The following is a 20,127-nucleotide window of genomic DNA, read 5'->3' as shown; positions in this document are numbered from 1 at the left end:
TGCGCACCCGCCGTCGAACGCTTGCCTTCTAGACCTCTTCTACGGAGCTGGGCTCTGCGCGGGACAGATCGATACCCAGTTCCTCCGCAGCCGTGAAGACTGCGTCATCAGAGTCACGCATTTCAATCGTGGTTCCGTCCGTGGAAAGAACTTCCACGTTCAGGCACAGCGACTGCATTTCCTTGATCAAGACCTTGAAGGATTCGGGAACGCCCGGCTCGGGGATGTTCTCGCCCTTGACGATCGCTTCGTAGACCTTCACACGACCGTGGATGTCGTCAGACTTGATCGTGAGGAGTTCCTGGAGCGTGTAGGCGGCGCCGTAAGCTTCGAGCGCCCACACTTCCATTTCACCGAAGCGCTGGCCACCGAACTGTGCCTTACCACCCAGCGGCTGCTGCGTGATCATGGAGTACGGACCGGTGGAGCGTGCGTGGATCTTGTCGTCCACCAGGTGGTGGAGCTTCAGGATGTACATGTAGCCGACCGAGATCGGATCCGGGAACGGCTCGCCGGAGCGGCCGTCAAACAGGCGGGTCTTGCCGGAGGAGTTGATCAGGCGGTCGCCGTCGCGGGTCACGTTGGTGGAGTCGAGCAGGCCCGTGATTTCCTCTTCGCGGGCGCCGTCGAACACCGGCGTGGCAACAGTGGTGGGACCACTCTCGCGCGGCAGGTTCGGCAGCTGCTTGACCCACTCGGGCTCGCCTTCGATCTTCCAACCGGTCTTGGCAACCCAGCCGAGGTGCGTTTCGAGCACCTGGCCCACGTTCATACGGCCCGGAACACCCAGCGGGTTCAGGACGATGTCAACGGGGGTGCCGTCGGCAAGGAAGGGCATGTCCTCAACGGGGAGGATCTTGGAGATAACACCCTTGTTGCCGTGGCGGCCGGCGAGCTTGTCGCCGTCGGTGATCTTGCGCTTGGCAGCCACGTAGACGCGGACCAGCTGGTTCACGCCCGGGGGCAGCTCGTCGTCGTTGTCGCGGTCGAAGACGCGGACGCCGATGACGGTGCCGGACTCGCCGTGGGGCACCTTCAGCGAGGTGTCGCGCACTTCGCGGGACTTCTCGCCGAAGATGGCGCGCAGCAGGCGCTCTTCCGGGGTCAGTTCGGTTTCACCCTTCGGGGTGACCTTTCCGACCAGAATGTCGCCGGCTTCAACCTCGGCACCGATGTGGATGATGCCGCGCTCGTCCAGGCCTGCCAGGACTTCCTCGGACACGTTGGGGATGTCACGGGTGATTTCCTCGGCACCAAGCTTGGTGTCGCGGGCATCGATCTCGTGTTCCTCGATGTGGATGGAGGAAAGGACGTCCTCGGCAACGATGCGCTGCGAGAGGATGATGGCGTCCTCGAAGTTGTGGCCTTCCCAGGACATGAATGCCACGAGCAGGTTCTTGCCCAGTGCCAGTTCACCCTGGTCCGTTGCCGGGCCGTCGGCGATGATGCCGCCAACTTCCAGGCGCTGGCCTTCGTTCACCAGGACGCGGTGGTTGTAGCAGTTGCCCTGGTTGGAGCGGGCGAACTTGTTGATGCGGTAGTTGGTCTCGGTGCCGTCGTCGTTGAGCATGATGACGAGTTCGGCCGAAACCTCGGTGACCACACCGGCCTTCTTGGCGATGACGACGTCGCCGGCGTCAACGGCTGCGGCACGTTCCATGCCGGTGCCCACGAACGGGGCCTCGGAACGGACCAGCGGCACGGCCTGGCGCTGCATGTTGGCACCCATGAGTGCGCGGTTGGCGTCGTCGTGCTCGAGGAACGGGATCAGGGCCGTTGCCACGGACACCATCTGGCGCGGGGAAACGTCCATGAACTCAACGTCCTCGGCCGGAACCAGGACGGGCTCGCCTCCACCACCACGGGCACGGACCAGGACGGTCGCCTCGGCGAAGCGGTTGTTCTCATCCAGCGGCGCGTTGGCCTGGGCGATCAGCACCTCAGCTTCGTCATCGGCCGTCAGGTACTGGACGTCGTCGGACACGACGCCGTCCTTGACCAGGCGGTACGGGGTCTCGATGAAGCCGAACGGGTTGATGCGTCCGTAGGATGCCAGCGAACCGATCAGGCCAATGTTCGGGCCTTCAGGGGTTTCGATGGGGCACATACGTCCGTAGTGGGACGGGTGCACGTCACGGACTTCCATGCCGGCGCGGTCACGGGACAGACCACCCGGGCCAAGGGCCGACAGGCGGCGCTTGTGGGTCAGGCCCGACAGCGGGTTGTTCTGGTCCATGAACTGCGACAGCTGGGAAGTTCCGAAGAACTCCTTGATGGCGGCGACCACGGGGCGGATGTTGATCAGGGTCTGCGGCGTGATGGCCTCGACGTCCTGGGTGGTCATACGCTCGCGGACAACGCGCTCCATGCGGGACAGGCCGGTGCGGACCTGGTTCTCGATGAGCTCGCCGACGGCGCGGATGCGGCGGTTGCCGAAGTGGTCGATGTCGTCGATTTCGACGCGCAGGTCCACTTCCTGGCCGTCGCGGGTGCCCTTGATGGTCTTCTCGCCGGCGTGCAGCGCGACGAGGAACTTGATCATTGCAACGATGTCTTCAACGTGCAGGACGGAGGCTTCCTTGTCGCCAAGGGAGCGGTCGATGCCCAGCTTGCGGTTGATCTTGTAGCGGCCAACCTTGGCCAGATCGTAACGCTTGGAGTTAAAGTACAGGTTGTCCAGAAGGGAATGGGCAGCCTCGACGGTGGGCGGCTCGCCCGGACGCAGCTTGCGGTAGATGTCCAGCAGGGCGTCTTCGCGGGTTTCGGTGGCGTCCTTCTCCAGGGTTGCCCGCATGGAGTCGTACTGGCCGAACTCTTCGAGGATCTGGCCTTCGGTCCAGCCAAGGGCCTTCAGCAGCACGGTGACGGACTGCTTGCGCTTGCGGTCGAGGCGCACACCGACCTGGTCGCGCTTGTCGATCTCGAGCTCGAACCATGCACCGCGGGACGGGATGATCTTGGCGGTGAAGATGTCCTTGTCGCTGGTCTTGTCAGCGGCGCGCTCGAAGTAGGCGCCCGGGGAACGGACCAGCTGGGAGACGACGACACGCTCGGTGCCGTTGACGACGAAGGTGCCCTTCTCGGTCATCAGCGGGAAGTCACCCATGAACACGGTCTGCTGCTTGATTTCGCCCGTGTTGTTGTTCATGAACTCGGCCTTGACGTACAGCGGAGCGGAGTACGTGGCGTCCCGGTCCTTGCACTCGGCCATGGTGTACTTGGGGTCAGCGAACTCCGGATCGGAGAAGCTCAGGGACATGGTGCCCTGGAAGTCCTCGATCGGGGAGATCTCTTCGAAGATGTCCGACAGGCCGGACGTGGTGGCGACGCTGAGATCGTTTTCTTCGACAGCCTTTGCCACGCGTGCCTGCCAGCGCTCATTGCCGACCAGCCAGTCAAAGCTGTCCGTCTGCAGGGCAAGCAGATTCGGAACGTCAAGGGGTTCGTGAATCTTTGCGAATGAGAGCCGGCGAGTGGCACCATCAGTGCTGTCGGCAGTGTTAGCGGTTTCGTTATTAGAGGTGCTCGAGGCGACCAAGAGGGATCCTTCCACAGACCTTCAGGCGTTTTCAGATCTCCCCCGCTGTGCACCCTGCGGAGTGACTCCGCAGCGCTACCATCCGGTTCCGCTATATGACCCGGGACCTGGACCGGCTATGCTGTGACCGTTGTTAGGGCACGTTGATTGCCAGCTGCCAGGCGAAGCCCACCGCTATATGAAGGCTGAAGGTAAACAGGGAAGACGCAAATATCTACGATACGGCAAAATATCCTACGTGTCTACCCCACATCCCGCCGGATTGCAAGCACTGTTTTTGACTGCCTGCGTGGGCATCCCGGCACTCCCCTGCTCGGCACCTAGAGCCGAAGCGTCACCCCTTCGGCCGTGCAGGCAGCCGAGTTAGCAAAGACGGCGTCGCGTACCGCGTCCTGGGACTCCTTCGCAGGCTTGCCGCCGGTCCCGGCCGCCGAGGAGTGGTCGATGGCCAGCAGGCCCAGCGAGGCAAACAGTCCCCGAAGATCGCCGGAAACCCTGTCCTTGGCGTCCTGGGCCTTGAGGTACACGTCCTCGTAACCATTGGAATCGGTGGGTGGAACAGCGGCGTAATCGACCAAGAGCTTGTTGAAGAGTTCACAGGCCTCCCGGGTTGCCATGCCGCCCCCGGCCGCGGAGCTGGGGCTGTCCGCTGCACGGGCCTGGGCGCTGTCACGTGCCTGGGCAGTTGCAGGCTGGGCAGTTGCAGCTGGGGCAGTGGCTGGGACCGTTGCCTGGGCAGACTCCGCCGGAGCCGGAGTGGAGACCGAACAACCGGAAAGCGCGCAACCCGCCAATGCGGCCAGGGCAGCGATGGACGCCGCGGACACTGGATTCTTCATGGTTGTCACTCCGTCCGTTCCGGCTTTTCGGACCCGGTTGTCCCCCTGCAAAGCATCCCCCCTGCAAAGCCTCGCCGTCCACCCTACGCAAGCCGCCGCCGACGTGCACACCGCGCCCATGGGGACCTCTCCCCCGCAGGCTGCACGTGGGGGGAAAATACAGGAATGCACATAGGCGTTCCGGCGTTTGAATAGATGGGTGACCAGGCTCACGATAGCCTTGGTGGCTTACACCGGAACCGGATTGAAAGTGGTAACCATGGCCAACTCTCCTGACAGCAATGACGTTGTCATCCTTGGGGCAGCGCGGACTCCGCAGGGCCGGATCAACGGCCAGTTGTCCAGTCTCACTGCCGTGGACCTGGGTGCCCACGCCATCAGGGCCGCCCTGGACGGCAGTGGCGTCGACGCCGCCGACGTTGAGGCCGTGATCATGGGCCAGGTGCTGCAGGCAGGTGCCGGGCAGAACCCTGCGCGGCAAAGCGCCATCGGCGCCGGCATCGGCTGGAATGTCCCCGCCGTGACCGTGAACAAGGTGTGCCTCTCCGGCCTGACCGCCGTGATTGACGCGGCCCGCATGATCCGTGCCGGCGAAGCTGCCGTGGTGGTGGCCGGCGGCCAGGAGTCGATGAGCCGGGCACCGCACCTGCTCCCGGGATCACGCCAGGGCTGGACGTATGGCTCCATCCAGGCGTTGGACGCTGCGGCGCACGACGGCCTGACCGATGCCTTTGATGGACAGTCCATGGGCCTGTCCACCGAAACCCGGAACCTGACGCTGGGCATCGACCGTACCTCACAGGACAACGTGGCCGCGCAGTCGCACCAGCGGGCGGCGCTGGCGGCAAAGAACGGAACGTTCGACGGCGAGATCGCACCCATCAGCGTCAAGCAGCGCAAGGGCGATCCCCTGGTGGTGGCGGCCGATGAGGGCGTCCGGCCCAATACCTCGATTGAGTCGCTGGCTGGGCTGCGGGCGGCGTTCGTGACCGACGGCACCATCACTGCCGGCAACTCCTCTCCCCTTTCCGACGGCGCCGCTGCGCTGGTGCTCGCCTCCCGCGCCTATGCCGAGGAGCACGGGCTGGACTATCTGGCAGTGGTTGGAAAGCCCGGGCAGGTGGCCGGGCCGGACAACTCCCTGCATTCCCAGCCGTCCAACGCGATCATGAACGCCCTCGGCAAGGCTGGCTGGAGCACCGCCGACCTTGACTTCATCGAGATCAACGAGGCTTTCGGGTCGGTGGCCGTGCAGTCCCTGAAGGACCTGGACTACCCGCTGGAGAAATGCAACATCCACGGCGGGGCCATTGCCCTGGGACACCCGATCGGGGCGTCGGGCGCACGCCTTGCCGCGCATGCCGCGCACGAGTTGAAGCGGCGCGGGACCGGCAAGGCCGCGGTCTCCCTGTGTGGCGGGGGCGGGCAGGGCGAAGCCCTCCTGCTGTACCGCGACTGATGGCGGCCGAAACCGGAAACGGAAGGGACGGCGTCGGGCGGGAGCGATTCCTGGCCGACGCCGCGGCCCGCGGGCTTCAGGTGGAGGTGGTGGAACGCCCTGCCGCGAAGAGCCTCGAGGAAGCAGCGGGGATCCTGGGAATCGCCCCGGCGGACATCGTGAAGTCCCTGGTGGTCAAGCACAAGGACGGCACGTTCCTGTTCGCCTTGATCCCGGGCGACCGGCAGATCTCTTGGCCCAAACTCCGGGCCCTGGTGGGCGTAAACAAACTCTCTCTGCCTCCGGCCGACGTGGCCCTGGAGGCCACCGGCTACGAGCGGGGCACCATCACCCCGCTGGGGAGCACCGGCTCCTGGCCGGTCTATGCGGATGCCACCATCACCGGGCGCCGGATCTCCATGGGCGCCGGTGCCCACGGCTACAGTGCGTTCGTTGACGCCGATGCCCTGACCGAAGCCCTGGACGCGGTGGTGGCTGATATCAGCGACCCGACCGGGTAGGCAGTTGGCTTAAAGCAGGAAACCCCGCCCACCGGAGTGGACGGGGTTTCCCGGGAAAAGGCGTTGTTACTTGAGGGTAACGGTAGCGCCTGCAGCCTCGAGCTGCTCCTTGGCCTTCTCGGCAGCTTCCTTGTTGGCGCCTTCGAGGACAGCCTTGGGGGCACCGTCAACCAGGTCCTTGGCTTCCTTGAGGCCGAGGGAGGTGATGGCGCGAACTTCCTTGATGACTGCGATCTTCTTGTCGCCGGCAGCTTCGAGGATGACGTCGAAGTCAGTCTTCTCTTCAGCCTCTTCAGCAGCGCCACCGGCAGCGGGGCCGGCAACAGCTACAGCAGCAGCGGTAACTTCGAAGGTCTCTTCGAAGAGCTTGACGAACTCGGAGAGCTCGATGATGGTCAGTTCCTTGAAAGCTTCAATGAGCTCTTCGTTGCTGAGCTTCGCCATGGTAGGCGTCCTTCCTGTTGTGGTGTCCGTACGGCGCGGGGCCGTACCGGAACCGAAGTCTGGTGGGGGTAAGAGAATTAGTTCTCTTCGGCAGCGGGAGCTTCAGCGGCAGCTTCAGCTTCAGCGGCAGGGGCTTCTTCAGCGGCGGGCGCTTCGGCAGCTGCCGGTGCACCGTTCTCTTCTTCAAGCTTGAGGCGCAGTGCGTCGATGATGCGTGCAGCAGCGGCGGCAGGTGCCTTGAGGACGCCTGCAACCTTGGCGAGCTGCAGCTCACGGGACTCGAGGGCAGCCAGTGCGGCAACCTCGGTGGCGTCCAGCGCCTTGCCCTCGAAGTAACCGGTCTTGATGACCAGCTGCTTGTTGGCCTTGGCAAAATCCGTCAGGCTCTTGGCAGCGGCAACTGCGTCACCCTTGATGAACGCGATTGCAGTGGGGCCGGCAAGCTGGCCGTCGAATGCTTCGACGCCGGCTTCCTTGGCTGCAATGGCGGTCAGGGTGTTCTTGACGACCGCGAACTTGGTGTCCTGGCCGAGAGAAACACGCAGCTGCTTGAGCTGTGCAACGGTGAGCCCGCGGTATTCGGTCAGGACAGCGGCGTTCGATTCCTTGAAATCGTTAGTGATCTCAGCTACTGCTGAAACCTTGGTAGGCGTTGCCATAACCCTCCTTCCGGGGATAGTGCCGGTATTCGACGGTCCCCGCTCAAGAGAGCTAAAACTAAAAACGCCCCGCGCAGATGCACGGGGCTTGGCTCAACACGGTTCAACCGCGGAGCTTTGCTTCGTTCACCTGCGCCGGCCGCCCTGCGTTGAGGGTCCTTCGTCCGGAAAGCCACTGTGGTCCCCGGAGCACAACTGCAGAGTTGAGCCATGTTCAGGAGAGTGGATTTCCAACAACCGACGGTCTTTGGTAGTTCAAGCTTACGGGAGGCTTTGCCCGTCCGCCAAATCGGGCCCCGGCCGGCGGCCTCAGCTGGTGCTGGTATGCAGCGTGGGAAGCTCCTTCTGCCAAATCCCGGTGACCCCGGCGGTCTGGAATCCGAGCTGCCTGTTGACCGTCAGGAGGTACCGGTTTTCCGGCGCGTTCCACGTATAGATGATCCGCGCGTCCGGGAACTGCTCGCTGAGCCGGACCATGTTGGCCACCTTGATCAGCAGCCCCAGCTTGTTGCCCCGGTGCTCCTGCAGGACCAGGGTGTCGTCCTGGAAGACGACGTCGGCGCGGTGCGCCAGCACGGTGATGGTCGTCAGCCCCACCAGCGAACCGGAGGCGATGTGCTCGACGGCGGTGACCACGGTCCTGCGGCCTTGCGCGATGGCGACGTCTTCGGCCTCCCGGAGGATGCCGCCGTCGAACACCATGAACTGCTCGATGGGCGGATCCAGTGACGGATCGACGTCAGCGCCCGCCTGGTTTTCCAGGACCGCCACGGCCTCCAGCCAGCGGTCCGGGCAGCGGTCCGTCCAGTGGTGGAGCCGGTACCGGCCGTTGTTGGCCTCCTCCGCTTCAGCCTGGAGGTCGGCCACCAGTTTGGTGTCCAGGGGCAGGAGGCAGGAGCTGAACTGTTCGATGTGCTGGAGCGTGTATCCGGTCTTCTGGGCGAACTCAACTTCGCGGCTCTCCAGCGGCACGAATCCCTGGCCGGAGCCGGGCACCAGCTGCGCCTGTTCAAATTCATGCAGCGACGCACCGGGATGGTTCGTATCCACCAGGATCATGCTCCGGCCTTCACCGCGGGCCAGCTGTTCGGCGGCCTCGAGCAGCCGCCGCCCCACGCCCTGGCGCTGGAACTCGGGCAGGATGTCCAGCGTGAGCTCGGCGAGGTCCAGGTGGTCCGTCAGGGGCAGCGCAATGTCCACCGTTCCGATGATTTCGCCGTCCACCTTGGCCACCAGGATGAGCTGCCGTTCATAGGGGTCCGCGAATTCGAGGAGCTTTTCCATCGGGCCATAAGCGAGGTCGTCACTGCCCCACGTGGCCATGCGGACTTTGCGGCCCACTTCGACGGCGGCGAGGAAGTCCGCTGCGTCGGGGGTGTCCAGTGAGTCGGGGATCCATAGCTGCTCGATCTTCACGTCTTTTGCCATACGGGGCATCATCCCAGCCGTTTCTGCCACTCACCTTCATAGCCAGCGGGCTTGAATCCAAGTGCGGTATTTATCGCCAGCATATGCTGGTTTTCGCTGGCGTTCCATGTCAGGACCGAGCGCGCGGCGGGCCACTTTTCCGATACCCGGCGCAGGTTGGCTGTCTTCACCAACATGCCCAGGCGGTGGCCGCGGTGTTCGGCTGCCACCAGCGTGTCCTGCTGGATGACCGATTCGGGCACTTGCGCGCGCCAGGTAAGGACGGTGTAGGCGGCCAGCTCACCCGTGGCGCGGTGCAGGGCGGCGGCCACCGATGACTCGACTCCGCCGCAGACCAGTTCCTGCTCGTCCCCACGGACCCGTCCGGCGTCCCAGTCCTCACGCTCCCAGTCCATGCCGGCGGTGGGCGCGTCCGTACTCATCCTCACCCTCAGGGCTGCGTAGCCTGCAAGAAGGCCGTCCGGGCAGTAGGCGTCCCATGCCGTCAGGACGTAGTCCCCGGCGTACCGGCACGCATCGGCCTCCAGCCGCTCCAGCAATTGGCCGGGCACGGGCAGCGTGAGCCGGCTGGAGCGTTCCACCTGCTCAAGCTCATATCCGTGGGCCAAGGCAAACGCAGTTGCCGGATCGTCCGCAGGCAGCGCCCCCGCCCCGGACTTCGCGGCAACCATGCGGGTTCCTGGCGGGACGGCGTCGAGGGGCAGTTCATGGAAGCCATCAAGCGACGTACGACCATGCTTCCTGGCCACGGCTTCCGCCTGATCCAGCAGCGCCCGCCCCACTCCCCTTCGCCGCCAGCGCGGGTCCACCAGGATGTCGATCCCGGCCGTGGCACGGTTCTCGCGCAGGGGCAGCGTGACCGAACACAGTCCCACTGCTTCCAGGCCGGCCCTGGCAAGGAACAACTGCCGTTCCTCGTATCGGTTGCCGTGCCAGTATTCCAGCGCCTCGGCCAGTGTGGGGCACCGCTCCAGGCTCCCCCACACAGCCATTGCGTGGGCCTCCTGCATGGCCTGGCACGCAAAGAAGTCCGCAAACGGCCCAGCGGCCGGACCTGATCCGTCCCGACCGGCGTAGACGCCCCGCGGTGGAACGCCGACGGCGGCTATCACCACATCAGGATGCGGCCGGGCGGGCAGGGGGCCGGTTGGCACGGGCTGGTCCATGGGGCCAGCTTAGGCACAGTGTGCGGGCACAAAAGAAGACCGCCCCCGGCGCATAAGCGTCGGGGGCGGTCTTGGGTCGCTCCGGAATCAATCCGGGCAGGAACACCTAGCGGGGACTACGCCTCGGTGAGCACCTTGGTGACGTTGGGGTCAACGGAGATGCCCGGGCCGAACGTGGTGGCCACGGTGGCCTTCTGGATGTAGCGGCCCTTTGCTGCGGACGGCTTGAGGCGCAGGACCTCTTCCAGGGCGGCGGCGTAGTTCTCGGCCAGCTTCACGGCGTCGAAGGAAACCTTGCCGATGATGAAGTGCAGGTTGGAGTGCTTGTCGACGCGGAAGTCGATCTTTCCACCCTTGATGTCGTTGACGGCCTTGGTGACGTCGGGGGTCACGGTGCCCGTCTTCGGGTTCGGCATCAGGTTACGCGGGCCCAGGACCTTACCGAGGCGGCCAACCTTGCCCATGAGGTCAGGGGTGGCAACGGCGGCGTCGAAGTCGGTCCAGCCGCCGGCGATCTTCTCGATCAGGTCGTCGGAACCAACGAAGTCGGCGCCGGCTGCGATAGCGGCTTCAGCCTTGTCACCCGTGGCGAAGACCAGGACGCGGGCAGTCTTACCGGTGCCGTGGGGCAGGTTGACGGTGCCGCGGACCATCTGGTCAGCCTTGCGGGGGTCGACGCCGAGGCGGAATGCGACCTCAACGGTGGCGTCGAACTTGGACGGGTTGGTGTCCTTGGCCAGCGTTACTGCCTCGAACGGTGCGTAGTGCTTGGTTGCATCGATCTTGGCGGCTGCTGCCTCATATGCTTTGCTGCGCTTTGCCATGCTGCTTATTTCTCCTTGTGCAGTTGTGGTCTGCGGACCGCGCTGGGCCCTGCCACAGTCGGCGACCCGGTTCGTTATCCGGCCCGGATGGCCAACATTTCAGTTTTTTGGTGCCGGTATCCCGGCGGTGCGGCCCGTCGTCGTCAATTGCCCTGACGCCGGACAGCGGTGGGGGTGGTTAGCCCTCGACGGTGATACCCATGGAGCGGGCGGTGCCGGCGATGATCTTGGCTGCGCCTTCGAGGCTGGTGGCGTTGAGGTCTTCCATCTTCGTGGAGGCGATCTCGTTGACCTGGGCCTGGGTCAGCTTGGCAACCTTGACGGTGTGCGGTGTGGATGAACCCTTGGCAACGCCTGCAGCCTTCTTGATGAGCTCTGCAGCCGGCGGGGTCTTGGTGATGAACGTGAAGGAACGGTCCTCGTAGACCGTGATTTCCACGGGGATGACGTTTCCGCGCTGGGCTTCCGTCGCAGCGTTGTACGCCTTGCAGAATTCCATGATGTTGACACCGTGCTGGCCAAGCGCAGGACCGATCGGCGGGGCCGGGTTGGCGGCACCTGCCTGGATCTGCAGCTTGATGAGGCCGGTGACCTTCTTCTTGGGAGCCAATGTAGGGTCCTTCTCTCAATAACGTCCTGGGGCACAGGAGCGTGCCTCAGGTTTTTGGCCGCCATGGCGAGGCGGCCGGCCGTTCCGGTGCCGCTAAGCGGGCGGCGCCGGGACGAAATCTTGGGTTGTCAGATCTTGGTGACCTGGTTGAACGCCAGGGTGACGGGCGTTTCGCGCTCGAAGATGGAGACCAGCACCACGAGGGTCTGGGACTCGGGCTTGATCTCGGAGATCGTGGCCGGGAGGGTCTCGAACGGACCTTCCTTGACGATGACCGACTCGCCAACTTCGAAGTCCACGGCCACGGGAGCCTGGTTCTGCTTGTTGACCGGCTTGCCCTTCTCGGCCTGCTCTTCTTCGAAGACAGGGGCGAGCATGGAGAAGACCTCGTCCAGGCGCAGCGGGACCGGGTTGTGGGCGTTGCCCACGAAGCCGGTGACACCGGGGGTGTGGCGGACGGCGCCCCAGGACGCGTCGGTCAGGTCCATGCGGACCAGGACGTAGCCGGGGATGCGGACGCGGTTGATCACCTTGCGCTGGGCGTTCTTGATCTCCACGACTTCCTCCATGGGCACCTGGATCTCGAAGATGTAATCTTCCATGTCCAGGGTCTGGATGCGGGTTTCAAGGTTGGCCTTTACGCGGTTTTCGTAGCCGGCGTAGGAGTGGATGACGTACCAGTCACCTTCCTGGCGGCGCAGCTTGGCCTTGAACTCCTCAGCGGGGTCCGCGGCGGCGGTGGCTGCTGCGGCGGCAAGGGCGTCGTCGGACCCTTCTTCGCCGTCGGCATCCGAAGAGTCGGCGTCGGCTGCCTCTGCAACGTCGGAGGCGGCGTCATCGGATTCGGGCGTGGAGGACTCCACCTCGGACTCCGCACCGGCTTCTGCCGCGACGTCCGGGGATTCTTCCAGCCCAGTCTCGGTTACCTCGAGCTCCTGCTCAGACACTTGGTCTCCTGCTTCCTCATTGCCTAACATGCCTATTTAAATGGCTCAATTCCGCACGCCGCGCTTTCCCTTCCGGTTCCCCGGGCGGAGCACGCGGCCTGCGGACCGTGCAGCCTTAGCTGTCCGTGGGGCCGGTCCCGCCGAAGATCCAGCCGACAGCGGTTCCGAAACCAATGTCCAGCAGGCTGACGATGACCATCATGATGGCCACGAAAACCAGCACCACGAGCGTGTAGTTGATCAGTTCCTTGCGGGTGGGGGCAACAACCTTCTTCAGTTCGCCGATGATCTGGCGGACAAAGAGTGCGATGCGGGCGAAGAAGTTTGCCTTGGCTTCCTTCTTAGCTGGGCGGCCCTTGGAGCTGCTGGCAGCTGTTTCGGTCACCTGGTCCTCGCTCATCTTTGCAATGGTGGATTACCCGGCCCTGATCAGAACCATGGTTGCTGCGCCTGTTCCGGGCTTTCGCCCGGAACAGCTTGCGCAGGGCAGACAGGACTCGAACCTGCAACCTGCGGTTTTGGAGACCGCTGCGCTACCAATTGCGCCACTACCCTATGGAGTGAATTCCACTCTTTGACGACCGGCCGCCAGTTTGAGCTGGGGCGCACGCCATCATCCGTGTTTCAACACCGGTGAACCAGTCTACGCAAGAACTTCCCGTAGGTAAAACCGGCCCGCCCGGCCCAACCGCAGCCCGGCCTGAAACGTGCTGCGCAGGGCAGTCATAAATCAAAACCGGCACCCCGGTGGGTCCGGTGAACAGCATAGAGTAGAACTCGTCGAATCCCACATTCCAGCCTCCCGGCTGCAAGCGAAGAACGGACCTGCCATGTCTGCCGCCCGCGTTTCCCAACGCATTTCCGCAATTGCCGAATCCGCAACCCTGGCCGTCGATGCCAAGGCCAAGGCGCTGAAGGCAGCTGGCCGGCCCGTTATTGGCTTCGGCGCGGGCGAGCCCGACTTTCCCACTCCGGGCTACATCGTCCAGGCCGCCATCGAAGCCGCAGGCCAGCCCAAGTACCACCGGTACTCCCCCGCGGGCGGCCTTCCCGAGCTGAAGAAGGCCATCGCCGAGAAGACCCTGCGCGATTCCGGCTACCAGGTGGACCCCGCCCAGGTGCTGGTGACCAACGGCGGCAAGCAGGCGGTCTACAACACCTTCGCCACCCTGGTGGACCCGGGCGACGAGGTCATCGTCCCCACACCGTTCTGGACCACCTACCCGGAAGCCATCCGGCTGGCCGGCGGTGTTCCCGTGGAGGTTTTCGCCGGGCCCGAACAGGATTACCTGGTCACCGTTGAACAGCTCGAAGCAGCAGTGACGGACCGGACCAAGATCCTGCTGTTCGTTTCGCCGTCGAACCCCACCGGCGCCGTGTACTCGCCCGAACAGGTGGCGGAGATCGGCAAGTGGGCTGCTGCAAAGGGCTTGTGGGTGGTCACCGACGAGATCTACGAGCACCTGACCTACGACGGCGTGCCGTTCACCTCCATCGCCACCGCCGCCCCCGAACTCGGCGACAAGGTGGTCATCCTGAACGGAGTTGCCAAGACCTACGCCATGACCGGCTGGCGCGTGGGCTGGATGATCGGCCCCTCCGACGTCATCAAGGCCGCCACCAACCTGCAGTCGCACGCCACCTCCAACGTCTCCAACATCATGCAGGTGGCCGCCCTCGCCGCAGTGTCCGGCCCCCTGACGGCCGTGGACGAGATGAAGGTGGCCTTCGACCGCCGCCGCAAGGCCATTGTTGCCGGGCTGAACGCGATCGACGGAGTGGAATGCCCGACGCCGAAGGGTGCCTTCTACGTGTATGCGGACGTGCGCGGGCTGCTGGGCAAGGAATTCCCGACGGCGTCCGGCACCGCCACGCCGCAGACCTCGGCTGAGCTGGCGGCCCTGATCCTGGACGAGGTAGAGGTGGCTGTGGTCCCGGGCGAGGCATTCGGCCCGTCAGGCTTCGTACGCCTCTCCTACGCCCTGGGCGACGACGACCTGGCCACCGGCGTCCAGCGCCTGCAGGACTTCCTGGGCAAGGCCCAGTAACGCCCCATCACCTTTCGCAGGAAAAACCGGAACGCCCCATCAGTTAGTGATGGGGCGTTCCGGTTTAAGGCCCGAAAGGTGATGGGGCGTTGGAGATTTCAGGTCAGGATCTGATGGGGCGTCTAGAGGAGGCGGCGTTCTGCAGCCCACTTGGTGAGTTCGTGCCGGCTGGAGAGCTGGAGCTTCCGCAGCACGGCGGAGACGTGGGTTTCCACCGTCTTGATGCTGATGAAAAGCTCCCTGGCCACCTCCTTGTAGCTGTAGCCGCGGGCGATCAGCCGCATGACCTCCAGTTCGCGGGCGGAGAGCTTGTCCAGTTCGTCGTCGGCGATGTCCGCCGGAGCGGTTCCGAAGGCGTCCAGGACGAACCCGGCCAGGCGCGGAGAGAAGACAGCGTCCCCGCCTGCCACCCTGTGCACGGCATCGGTGATTTCGGCCCCGGAGATGGTCTTGGTGACGTAGCCCCGGGCGCCGGCGCGGATCACTGCCACCACGTCCTCCGCTGCGTCCGACACGCTGAGGGCCAGGAAGCGGGTGGTGGGCAGGAGCGCAGCGGAGCCGGCGATGACTTCCCGTCCGCCGCCGCCCAGGCCGCCGGGCAGGTGTACATCGAGGAGCACCACATCGGGCCGCTGTTGGGCGATGGCCGCGATGGCCTGTTCCACGGTGGCCGCCTCCCCCACCACCTGGATGCTGGCGTCCAGGTCGGCTTTCAGCCCGGACCGGAAAATGGCGTGGTCATCCACAATGACCACCCGCACTGTTCCGGGCCGGCCCGCGTTTCCCACACCTGTCCCCTGGGTCGTGTTCATGATTTCCCTTCCGCATGTTCTGCTGCCGCCGGCAGCCTGAGCCGCACCTCGGTACCATCGCCGGTGCTGAGGATGGCGGCCGATCCGCCGTGCCGTTTCATCCTGCCGATAATCGACTCCCGGACGCCCAGCCGGTCTGCGGGCACGTCACCCAGGTCGAACCCGGGCCCCCTGTCTTTGATGAAGATTTCGACCTGCCCGTCCGAGGCCTCAAGATAGACCGAGACCGTTCCGCCGCCATGCCGGGAGGCGTTGAGCATGGCCTCCCGGCCGGCCTGGACCAAGGCCTCGTGCGCCTCGGTCATGGTGGCGTCACCAACGGTAACCACTTCCACGGCATTGCCCAGCAGGTCTTCCACCTCGGCCGCGACGCCCTTGATCCGGTCCGACAGCTGTCCGCTTTCCCGGCCAGGGTCCTGGAACAGCCAGCCGCGCAGCTCGCGTTCCTGGGCACGGGCCAGCCGGACCACGTCGTGCTCGTTGCCGGCACGCCGCTGGATCAGCGCCAAGGTCTGCAGCACGGAGTCATGGAGGTGCGCTGCAATCTCTGCCCGCTCCGTTTCCCGGATCCTGCCGGCACGCTCCGCTTCCAGGTCACGCCAGAACTTCAGGGCCCACGGCAGCAGGACCAGGACCACTCCACCCAGGACGGCGACGGACGCCAGCAGCGCCAGCCAGGTCTGTTCCCATGAGCCGGAGCCTGACACCATCACCAGGACGCCGGCAACCACCAACGCCAGCCCGGCAGCCAGCCGGCCCCATCCGCCGGCTTGGTCCGCTTTGGTCTTGTCCACGAGCCCTGCCCGCCGGGTTTCGTCCAGCTGCATCCACGCGATCGAGGCGCCACCAAGGACCGCTGCGGCGGGGATCAGCGTCCCCAGGGACACGTCCACACCCAGCATCTGGGCGATCATGATGCCGGCCACCAGCAGGAGCCCGGCGCCGAGCAGGATTTCCTTGCCGTATCGCATGCCGCGCACCTTGAACCAGGGCGCACCGGCCGGACTTCCCATACCGTCCGTGCTGTTCGTGCCGCCCGGAACGGAACCGGCGGCACCCGCGGACGTCCCGCCGTCGGACGCTATTGCCTGCGCCGGCACCTGCCCGGGCTGGCTTACGGCGGGGGCAATGGGCGACGCCGGGCGGCGGGCAATGCGGCGTGCAGCCTCGTCAGCGGTGGGCACCATGATCCAAAGCCAGGCGTAGAACACCAGCCCTGCCCCGCCGGCGAATGAGGCCAGGACCATGGCCAGGCGGACGTTCTTCACCGGCCAGCCAAGGTGTACCGCCAGGCCAGAGCAGACACCGGCGATGACGCGGTCGCTGCTGCGCGCCAGTGGCGGCCGCGCCGGGAGGGTTGTCATGAACCAATCCAAACACGGATCAGGGTTGCCCGGACCGCTTCCCGGCCGTTCCCGGGGACAGCTCAGGGACCGTTCAGGGTTTCCCCCAGTAGAGCCCCGGCGGGCGCGAACGGCAGGATCGAGGTATGAACTCGCAGAACCCCTCCCCCGACGACGAACACCCTGCAGGGCCCGTACCGGGCCCGGACAGCGGACAGCCCACCGAACCGCTGCCGTCCGCCGGTTCAACCTCCAGTGGTTCAAACCCCAGTGGTTCAACCTCCACTGGTTCAACCAGCGCCGGTGCACCGCCCGCTGATTCGGCGTTCGGTCCCGGCGCGGAAACGGGCGGCCAGCCTGGTGGCACCGCCGGCAGTCATGCCTTCCAGGGCCGCCAGGCACCGTCACCTTCCACGGACTTCTTCGGCTGGATCCGCAGCCACGGCATCTTCCGGGGGAACGACCGGTGGATCGGCGGCGTCTGCAGCGGAATCGCCCACCGCCTCAATGTTGACCCCATTATCATCCGCGGCGCCGCGGTGGTCCTGACCCTCCTGGCCGGCATCGGAGTGCTGCTGTACGGCCTGGCCTGGGCCTTCCTTCCGGAGCCGGACGGCAGGATCCACGTCCAGGAAGCCGGCGCGGGCCGCTGGTCCAGCGGCATGACCGGTTCCCTGATTGCCACGGTCCTTGGACTCACCGGCCTGGGTGGAGGCTACTGGGGCTGGAGCCATAACGGCCTCAGCGGCCTGCTCTGGACCCTTTTCTGGGTAGGCGGCGCCATCTTCCTGGTCTACTACCTTTCCCAGCGCAACAAGGCCCACCCCACGGCCGCCGGCCATGCATCCGCGTCCGGCACTGCCTACCCGGCCGCCCGGTCCGGCGTTCCCACGCCGTCCTTCTCCACGGGCACCACGTCCGGGCGCACGGCGGAGTTCCCGCCGGCACCCCCATACGGCAGCGCACCCGTAGTTCCCGGAGCCGGGACCTACGGCCAACCCGGCTACCCGGCCGGTGGCGCGGGGTCAGGCGGAACAGGTACAGGTGGCGGGGTCCCCGGTACCGGCGGCTACCCGGCACCCTGGGTCCCGCCGAAGCCGCCAAAGCCGCATCCGGCCGGCCCCGGCGCCCCTGCCGTTGCCATCGCCACCGGCTCTGCCCTGCTGGTGGGCGGCGGACTCAAGGCCCTCGACGCCTCGAACATCATCGACCTGGGCGGCTCCGGCAATGCCATTGTGTGGGCCAGCGCGGCAGCGGTCCTCGGCCTGGGCATCCTGGCAGCCGGGCTCCGCGGCCGGACCTCGGGCATCCTGAGCCTGTTCGCGGTCATCGCCCTGATCACCGGCGGCATCTACAACACCCTGGATGACGGCCGGATGCGTTTCCAGCAGGTGGATTGGAACCCGGCCAGCATCGAGGAAGCCCGTGGCGGCATCGACATCACCGCGGGCCGGGGAACCGTGGACCTCACGGACCTTTCCCCTGGCGCCCCCCTGACCTCCGACGTCGTGGTCCCCCTGGACATCACCGCCAGCAACGTGACGGTGGTGATCCCGCAGAACGTGCCCGTGGACATCAAGGCGGACATGACCATGGGGAACCTGAACGAGGCCAGCGGCCAGCGTGGCGGCACCACCACGCGTGAAAGCACCTACAACACGGACAAACCAGGCAACCATCTGGTGGTCCAAATCGACGGCACCTTCAGCAACGTCACCATCCAGGAAGGCAACTGACATGGACAGCAGCAACATCCCGACGACGGCGGGCCAGGACAGCCTGGGCCCGGCACCTGCCAGGGTGGGAACGGTGGTCTGGGGACTGATCGTGCTGGCGCTGTCGGCCCTGATCATCGTGGCGCAGCTGGGCATCGTCACCCTCAACGGCACCTACGTGCTGATCGGGCTCATGATCGGCGCGGGCGTCGCCCTGGTGGTGGGCGGCCTGCTCTCGGCCCGGAAACGTGACAACGAACCAACGACAGGGAAGTCTTGAACCATGGATAAGTTCTTCAGCATCGTCAGGGGCCTCGGCCTGAAGCGCGGCCCGGAGCGGTGGCTTGGCGGAGTCTGCGGCGGCATTGCCGCCAAGCTCAATGTGGACATTGCCTTTGTCCGTATCGCCTTCCTGCTCTTCGCCCTGCTGCCGGGCCCGGCTTTCGTTTTCTACGTCCTGGCCTGGGTGATCCTTCCGGACCAGCGCAACGACATCGTGCTCCAGACCTTCCTGGACCGGCGCTCCATCAACCGGCCCTGACCGGCCTTCATCCCCTTACCGGCCACAGCCCCCGCCAGTGAATCCGTTCACCGGACGGGGGCTTTTGCTTGCCTATGCTCCCACTGGTTCCGGCACATGCATGTAACCGGTTTGTGTCGTACCCCACACACCCCACTACACTTCTAGGTGAGCTCAGCGTGGCGCTCTGCCTGTAAACCTTCTTCTAGGATTTGAGCCGAACATGAAAATTGGAATCCTCACCAGCGGTGGCGACTGCCCCGGATTGAACGCCGTGATCCGCGGCGCCGTGTTGAAGGGCATCGCCATCCACGGCCAGGAATTCGTCGGTTTCCGCGACGGCTGGCGCGGCGTGGTGGAGGGCGACATCATCGACATCCCCCGCACCATGGTCCGCGGCATCGCCAAGCAGGGTGGCACCATCCTGGGCACGTCCCGCACCAACCCGTTCGAAAACGGCGGCGGCCCCGAAACCATCAAGGCCCATATGGACCGCCTGGGCATCGACGCGATCATCGCCATCGGCGGTGAGGGAACCCTGGCCGCGGCCAAGCGGCTCACGGATGCGGGCCTGAAGATCGTGGGCGTCCCGAAGACCGTGGACAACGACCTCGACGCCACCGACTACACCTTTGGTTTCGACACCGCCGTGCAGATTGCCACCGAGGCCATCGACCGGCTCCGCACCACGGGTGAGTCCCACCACCGCTGCATGATCGCCGAAGTGATGGGCCGGCACGTTGGATGGATCGCCCTGCACGCAGGGATGGCCGCCGGCGCGCACGCCATCCTCATTCCGGAGCAGAAGGTCAGCATCGAGCAGATCACCGAGTGGGTGAAGGAAGCCCATGCCCGCGGCCGCGCGCCCCTGGTGGTAGTGGCCGAAGGCTTCGTCCCGGAGCACATGGAGACCCCGCACTCCGAGCGCGGCCTGGACACGTTCGGGCGTCCCCGCCTGGGCGGGATCGCCGACCAGCTGGCCCCCGAGCTCGAGGCACGGACCGGCATCGAAACCCGGGCGACGATCCTGGGCCACATCCAGCGCGGCGGCGTCCCGTCCGCCTTCGACCGGGTCCTGGCGACCCGGCTCGGCATGGCCGCCATCGACTCGGTGGTGGAAGGCTACTGGGGCACCATGGTGGCACTGAAGGGCACCGACATCCGCCACGTGGCGTTCGAGGAAGCGCTGGGCCAGCTGAAGACCGTGCCGCAAAACCGGTACGACGAAGCCGCGGTCCTGTTCGGCTAAGCCAGCGGGCCGCCCTAGGCTGGGAC

At 65.5% G+C, this 20,127-nt stretch carries 19 protein-coding genes and 1 tRNA gene; 7 read left to right on the top strand and 13 right to left on the bottom strand.

Annotation, left to right across the window (positions count from 1 at the left end; translation table 11 throughout):
- Positions 1-28: 28 nt before the first annotated feature.
- Together rpoB and RM50_RS19510 are read right to left on the bottom strand one after the other, a co-directional pair.
- Positions 29-3,538: a DNA-directed RNA polymerase subunit beta gene (gene rpoB / locus RM50_RS19515; protein ID WP_043456075.1), complete on the bottom strand. Its 3,510-nt coding sequence runs from the start codon at positions 3,536-3,538 to the stop codon at positions 29-31.
- 320 nt (positions 3,539-3,858) lie between these two features.
- A complete protein-coding gene (locus RM50_RS19510) occupies positions 3,859-4,377 on the bottom strand; it encodes a hypothetical protein (protein ID WP_043456073.1) in 519 nt (172 codons plus the stop codon).
- Positions 4,378-4,636: 259 nt separating this feature from the next.
- Between RM50_RS19510 and RM50_RS19505 the strand changes: the two genes are divergently transcribed.
- Together RM50_RS19505 and RM50_RS19500 are read left to right on the top strand one after the other, a co-directional pair.
- Positions 4,637-5,836, top strand: a complete 1,200-nt coding sequence (locus RM50_RS19505) for an acetyl-CoA C-acetyltransferase (RefSeq protein ID WP_043456096.1) — start codon at positions 4,637-4,639, stop codon at positions 5,834-5,836.
- Positions 5,836-6,336: an aminoacyl-tRNA deacylase gene (locus RM50_RS19500; RefSeq protein WP_043456071.1), complete on the top strand. Its 501-nt coding sequence runs from the start codon at positions 5,836-5,838 to the stop codon at positions 6,334-6,336. The genes RM50_RS19505 and RM50_RS19500 overlap by 1 nt, the downstream gene beginning before the upstream one ends.
- A gap of 66 nt (positions 6,337-6,402) precedes the next feature.
- Here the strand turns inward: RM50_RS19500 and rplL are convergent, their stop codons facing one another.
- The 9 genes from rplL to RM50_RS19455 all read right to left on the bottom strand — a co-directional run bounded on the left by rplL (position 6,403) and on the right by RM50_RS19455 (position 12,969).
- Positions 6,403-6,780, bottom strand: a complete 378-nt coding sequence (gene rplL / locus RM50_RS19495; RefSeq protein WP_009358316.1) for a 50S ribosomal protein L7/L12 — start codon at positions 6,778-6,780, stop codon at positions 6,403-6,405.
- A gap of 77 nt (positions 6,781-6,857) precedes the next feature.
- A complete protein-coding gene (rplJ, locus tag RM50_RS19490; protein WP_018769122.1) occupies positions 6,858-7,439 on the bottom strand; it encodes a 50S ribosomal protein L10 in 582 nt (193 codons plus the stop codon).
- A 309-nt stretch (positions 7,440-7,748) separates the two neighbouring features.
- The gene (locus RM50_RS19485) at positions 7,749-8,867 is read right to left on the bottom strand and encodes a GNAT family N-acetyltransferase (protein ID WP_043456068.1); all 1,119 of its coding nucleotides are present in this window, start codon (positions 8,865-8,867) and stop codon (positions 7,749-7,751) included.
- Positions 8,868-8,875: 8 nt separating this feature from the next.
- The gene (locus tag RM50_RS19480) at positions 8,876-9,859 is read right to left on the bottom strand and encodes a GNAT family N-acetyltransferase (protein WP_240472021.1); all 984 of its coding nucleotides are present in this window, start codon (positions 9,857-9,859) and stop codon (positions 8,876-8,878) included.
- A gap of 290 nt (positions 9,860-10,149) precedes the next feature.
- Entirely contained in the window at positions 10,150-10,857 is a 708-nt protein-coding gene (gene rplA / locus RM50_RS19475; RefSeq protein WP_043456064.1) for a 50S ribosomal protein L1, read from the bottom strand.
- Between the two features lie 178 nt (positions 10,858-11,035).
- On the bottom strand, positions 11,036-11,467 hold the full coding sequence (gene rplK, locus RM50_RS19470) for a 50S ribosomal protein L11 (RefSeq protein WP_018760472.1): 432 nt from the start codon (positions 11,465-11,467) through the stop codon (positions 11,036-11,038).
- A gap of 128 nt (positions 11,468-11,595) precedes the next feature.
- Complete coding sequence (nusG, locus tag RM50_RS19465; RefSeq protein WP_043456063.1) at positions 11,596-12,414, bottom strand: transcription termination/antitermination protein NusG; 819 nt, start codon at positions 12,412-12,414, stop codon at positions 11,596-11,598.
- Between the two features lie 115 nt (positions 12,415-12,529).
- A complete protein-coding gene (gene secE / locus RM50_RS19460; RefSeq protein ID WP_043456061.1) occupies positions 12,530-12,814 on the bottom strand; it encodes a preprotein translocase subunit SecE in 285 nt (94 codons plus the stop codon).
- 82 nt (positions 12,815-12,896) lie between these two features.
- Positions 12,897-12,969, bottom strand: a tRNA-Trp gene (locus RM50_RS19455).
- Positions 12,970-13,244: 275 nt separating this feature from the next.
- Between RM50_RS19455 and RM50_RS19450 the strand changes: the two genes are divergently transcribed.
- Positions 13,245-14,462, top strand: a complete 1,218-nt coding sequence (locus RM50_RS19450) for a pyridoxal phosphate-dependent aminotransferase (RefSeq protein WP_043456060.1) — start codon at positions 13,245-13,247, stop codon at positions 14,460-14,462.
- 122 nt (positions 14,463-14,584) lie between these two features.
- On the opposite strand, the gene RM50_RS19445 is transcribed toward RM50_RS19450, so the two are convergent.
- Positions 14,585-15,274, bottom strand: coding sequence for a LuxR C-terminal-related transcriptional regulator (locus tag RM50_RS19445; RefSeq protein ID WP_052260409.1), 690 nt, complete (start codon positions 15,272-15,274; stop codon positions 14,585-14,587).
- Positions 15,271-16,638 carry an ATP-binding protein gene (locus RM50_RS19440; protein ID WP_043456059.1) on the bottom strand — a complete coding sequence of 456 codons (1,368 nt, stop codon included), beginning with the start codon at positions 16,636-16,638 and terminating at the stop codon, positions 15,271-15,273. Before RM50_RS19440 ends, RM50_RS19445 begins: the two co-directional genes overlap by 4 nt.
- Before the next feature lie 125 nt (positions 16,639-16,763).
- Here RM50_RS19440 and RM50_RS19435 point away from each other — a divergent pair, with 125 nt between their 5' ends.
- From RM50_RS19435 to RM50_RS19420, 4 genes are all read left to right on the top strand, one after another.
- On the top strand, positions 16,764-18,353 hold the full coding sequence (locus RM50_RS19435) for a PspC domain-containing protein (RefSeq protein WP_043456058.1): 1,590 nt from the start codon (positions 16,764-16,766) through the stop codon (positions 18,351-18,353).
- A 1-nt stretch (position 18,354) separates the two neighbouring features.
- Entirely contained in the window at positions 18,355-18,612 is a 258-nt protein-coding gene (locus tag RM50_RS19430; RefSeq protein ID WP_043456057.1) for a hypothetical protein, read from the top strand.
- A 3-nt stretch (positions 18,613-18,615) separates the two neighbouring features.
- On the top strand, positions 18,616-18,873 hold the full coding sequence (locus RM50_RS19425; RefSeq protein ID WP_043456056.1) for a PspC domain-containing protein: 258 nt from the start codon (positions 18,616-18,618) through the stop codon (positions 18,871-18,873).
- A gap of 202 nt (positions 18,874-19,075) precedes the next feature.
- Complete coding sequence (locus RM50_RS19420; RefSeq protein ID WP_043456054.1) at positions 19,076-20,101, top strand: ATP-dependent 6-phosphofructokinase; 1,026 nt, start codon at positions 19,076-19,078, stop codon at positions 20,099-20,101.
- Positions 20,102-20,127 lie beyond the last annotated feature (26 nt).

This window comes from Pseudarthrobacter phenanthrenivorans, assembly GCF_000813845.1.
Classification (GTDB): domain Bacteria; phylum Actinomycetota; class Actinomycetes; order Actinomycetales; family Micrococcaceae; genus Arthrobacter; species Arthrobacter phenanthrenivorans_B.
The sequence above is the reverse complement of the archived record's forward strand: the minus strand, read 5'-3'. Positions and strand labels throughout refer to the sequence as shown.

Bases quoted from the DNA above. Each gene is read 5' to 3' on its own strand.
- RM50_RS19430 (WP_043456057.1), top strand. From the start codon at position 18,355: ATGGACAGCAGCAACATCCCGACGACGGCGGGCCAGGACAGCCTGGGC.
- RM50_RS19440 (WP_043456059.1), bottom strand. From the start codon at position 16,638: ATGACAACCCTCCCGGCGCGGCCGCCACTGGCGCGCAGCAGCGACCGC.
- rplA (WP_043456064.1), bottom strand. From the start codon at position 10,857: ATGGCAAAGCGCAGCAAAGCATATGAGGCAGCAGCCGCCAAGATCGAT.
- rplL (WP_009358316.1), bottom strand. From the start codon at position 6,780: ATGGCGAAGCTCAGCAACGAAGAGCTCATTGAAGCTTTCAAGGAACTG.
- RM50_RS19450 (WP_043456060.1), top strand. From the start codon at position 13,245: ATGTCTGCCGCCCGCGTTTCCCAACGCATTTCCGCAATTGCCGAATCC.
- RM50_RS19485 (WP_043456068.1), bottom strand. From the start codon at position 8,867: ATGGCAAAAGACGTGAAGATCGAGCAGCTATGGATCCCCGACTCACTG.
- RM50_RS19505 (WP_043456096.1), top strand. From the start codon at position 4,637: ATGGCCAACTCTCCTGACAGCAATGACGTTGTCATCCTTGGGGCAGCG.
- RM50_RS19445 (WP_052260409.1), bottom strand. From the start codon at position 15,274: ATGAACACGACCCAGGGGACAGGTGTGGGAAACGCGGGCCGGCCCGGA.
- rplJ (WP_018769122.1), bottom strand. From the start codon at position 7,439: ATGGCAACGCCTACCAAGGTTTCAGCAGTAGCTGAGATCACTAACGAT.
- secE (WP_043456061.1), bottom strand. From the start codon at position 12,814: ATGAGCGAGGACCAGGTGACCGAAACAGCTGCCAGCAGCTCCAAGGGC.
- RM50_RS19510 (WP_043456073.1), bottom strand. From the start codon at position 4,377: ATGAAGAATCCAGTGTCCGCGGCGTCCATCGCTGCCCTGGCCGCATTG.
- RM50_RS19425 (WP_043456056.1), top strand. From the start codon at position 18,616: ATGGATAAGTTCTTCAGCATCGTCAGGGGCCTCGGCCTGAAGCGCGGC.
- RM50_RS19435 (WP_043456058.1), top strand. From the start codon at position 16,764: ATGAACTCGCAGAACCCCTCCCCCGACGACGAACACCCTGCAGGGCCC.
- RM50_RS19420 (WP_043456054.1), top strand. From the start codon at position 19,076: ATGAAAATTGGAATCCTCACCAGCGGTGGCGACTGCCCCGGATTGAAC.
- RM50_RS19480 (WP_240472021.1), bottom strand. From the start codon at position 9,859: ATGGCTGTGTGGGGGAGCCTGGAGCGGTGCCCCACACTGGCCGAGGCG.
- RM50_RS19500 (WP_043456071.1), top strand. From the start codon at position 5,836: ATGGCGGCCGAAACCGGAAACGGAAGGGACGGCGTCGGGCGGGAGCGA.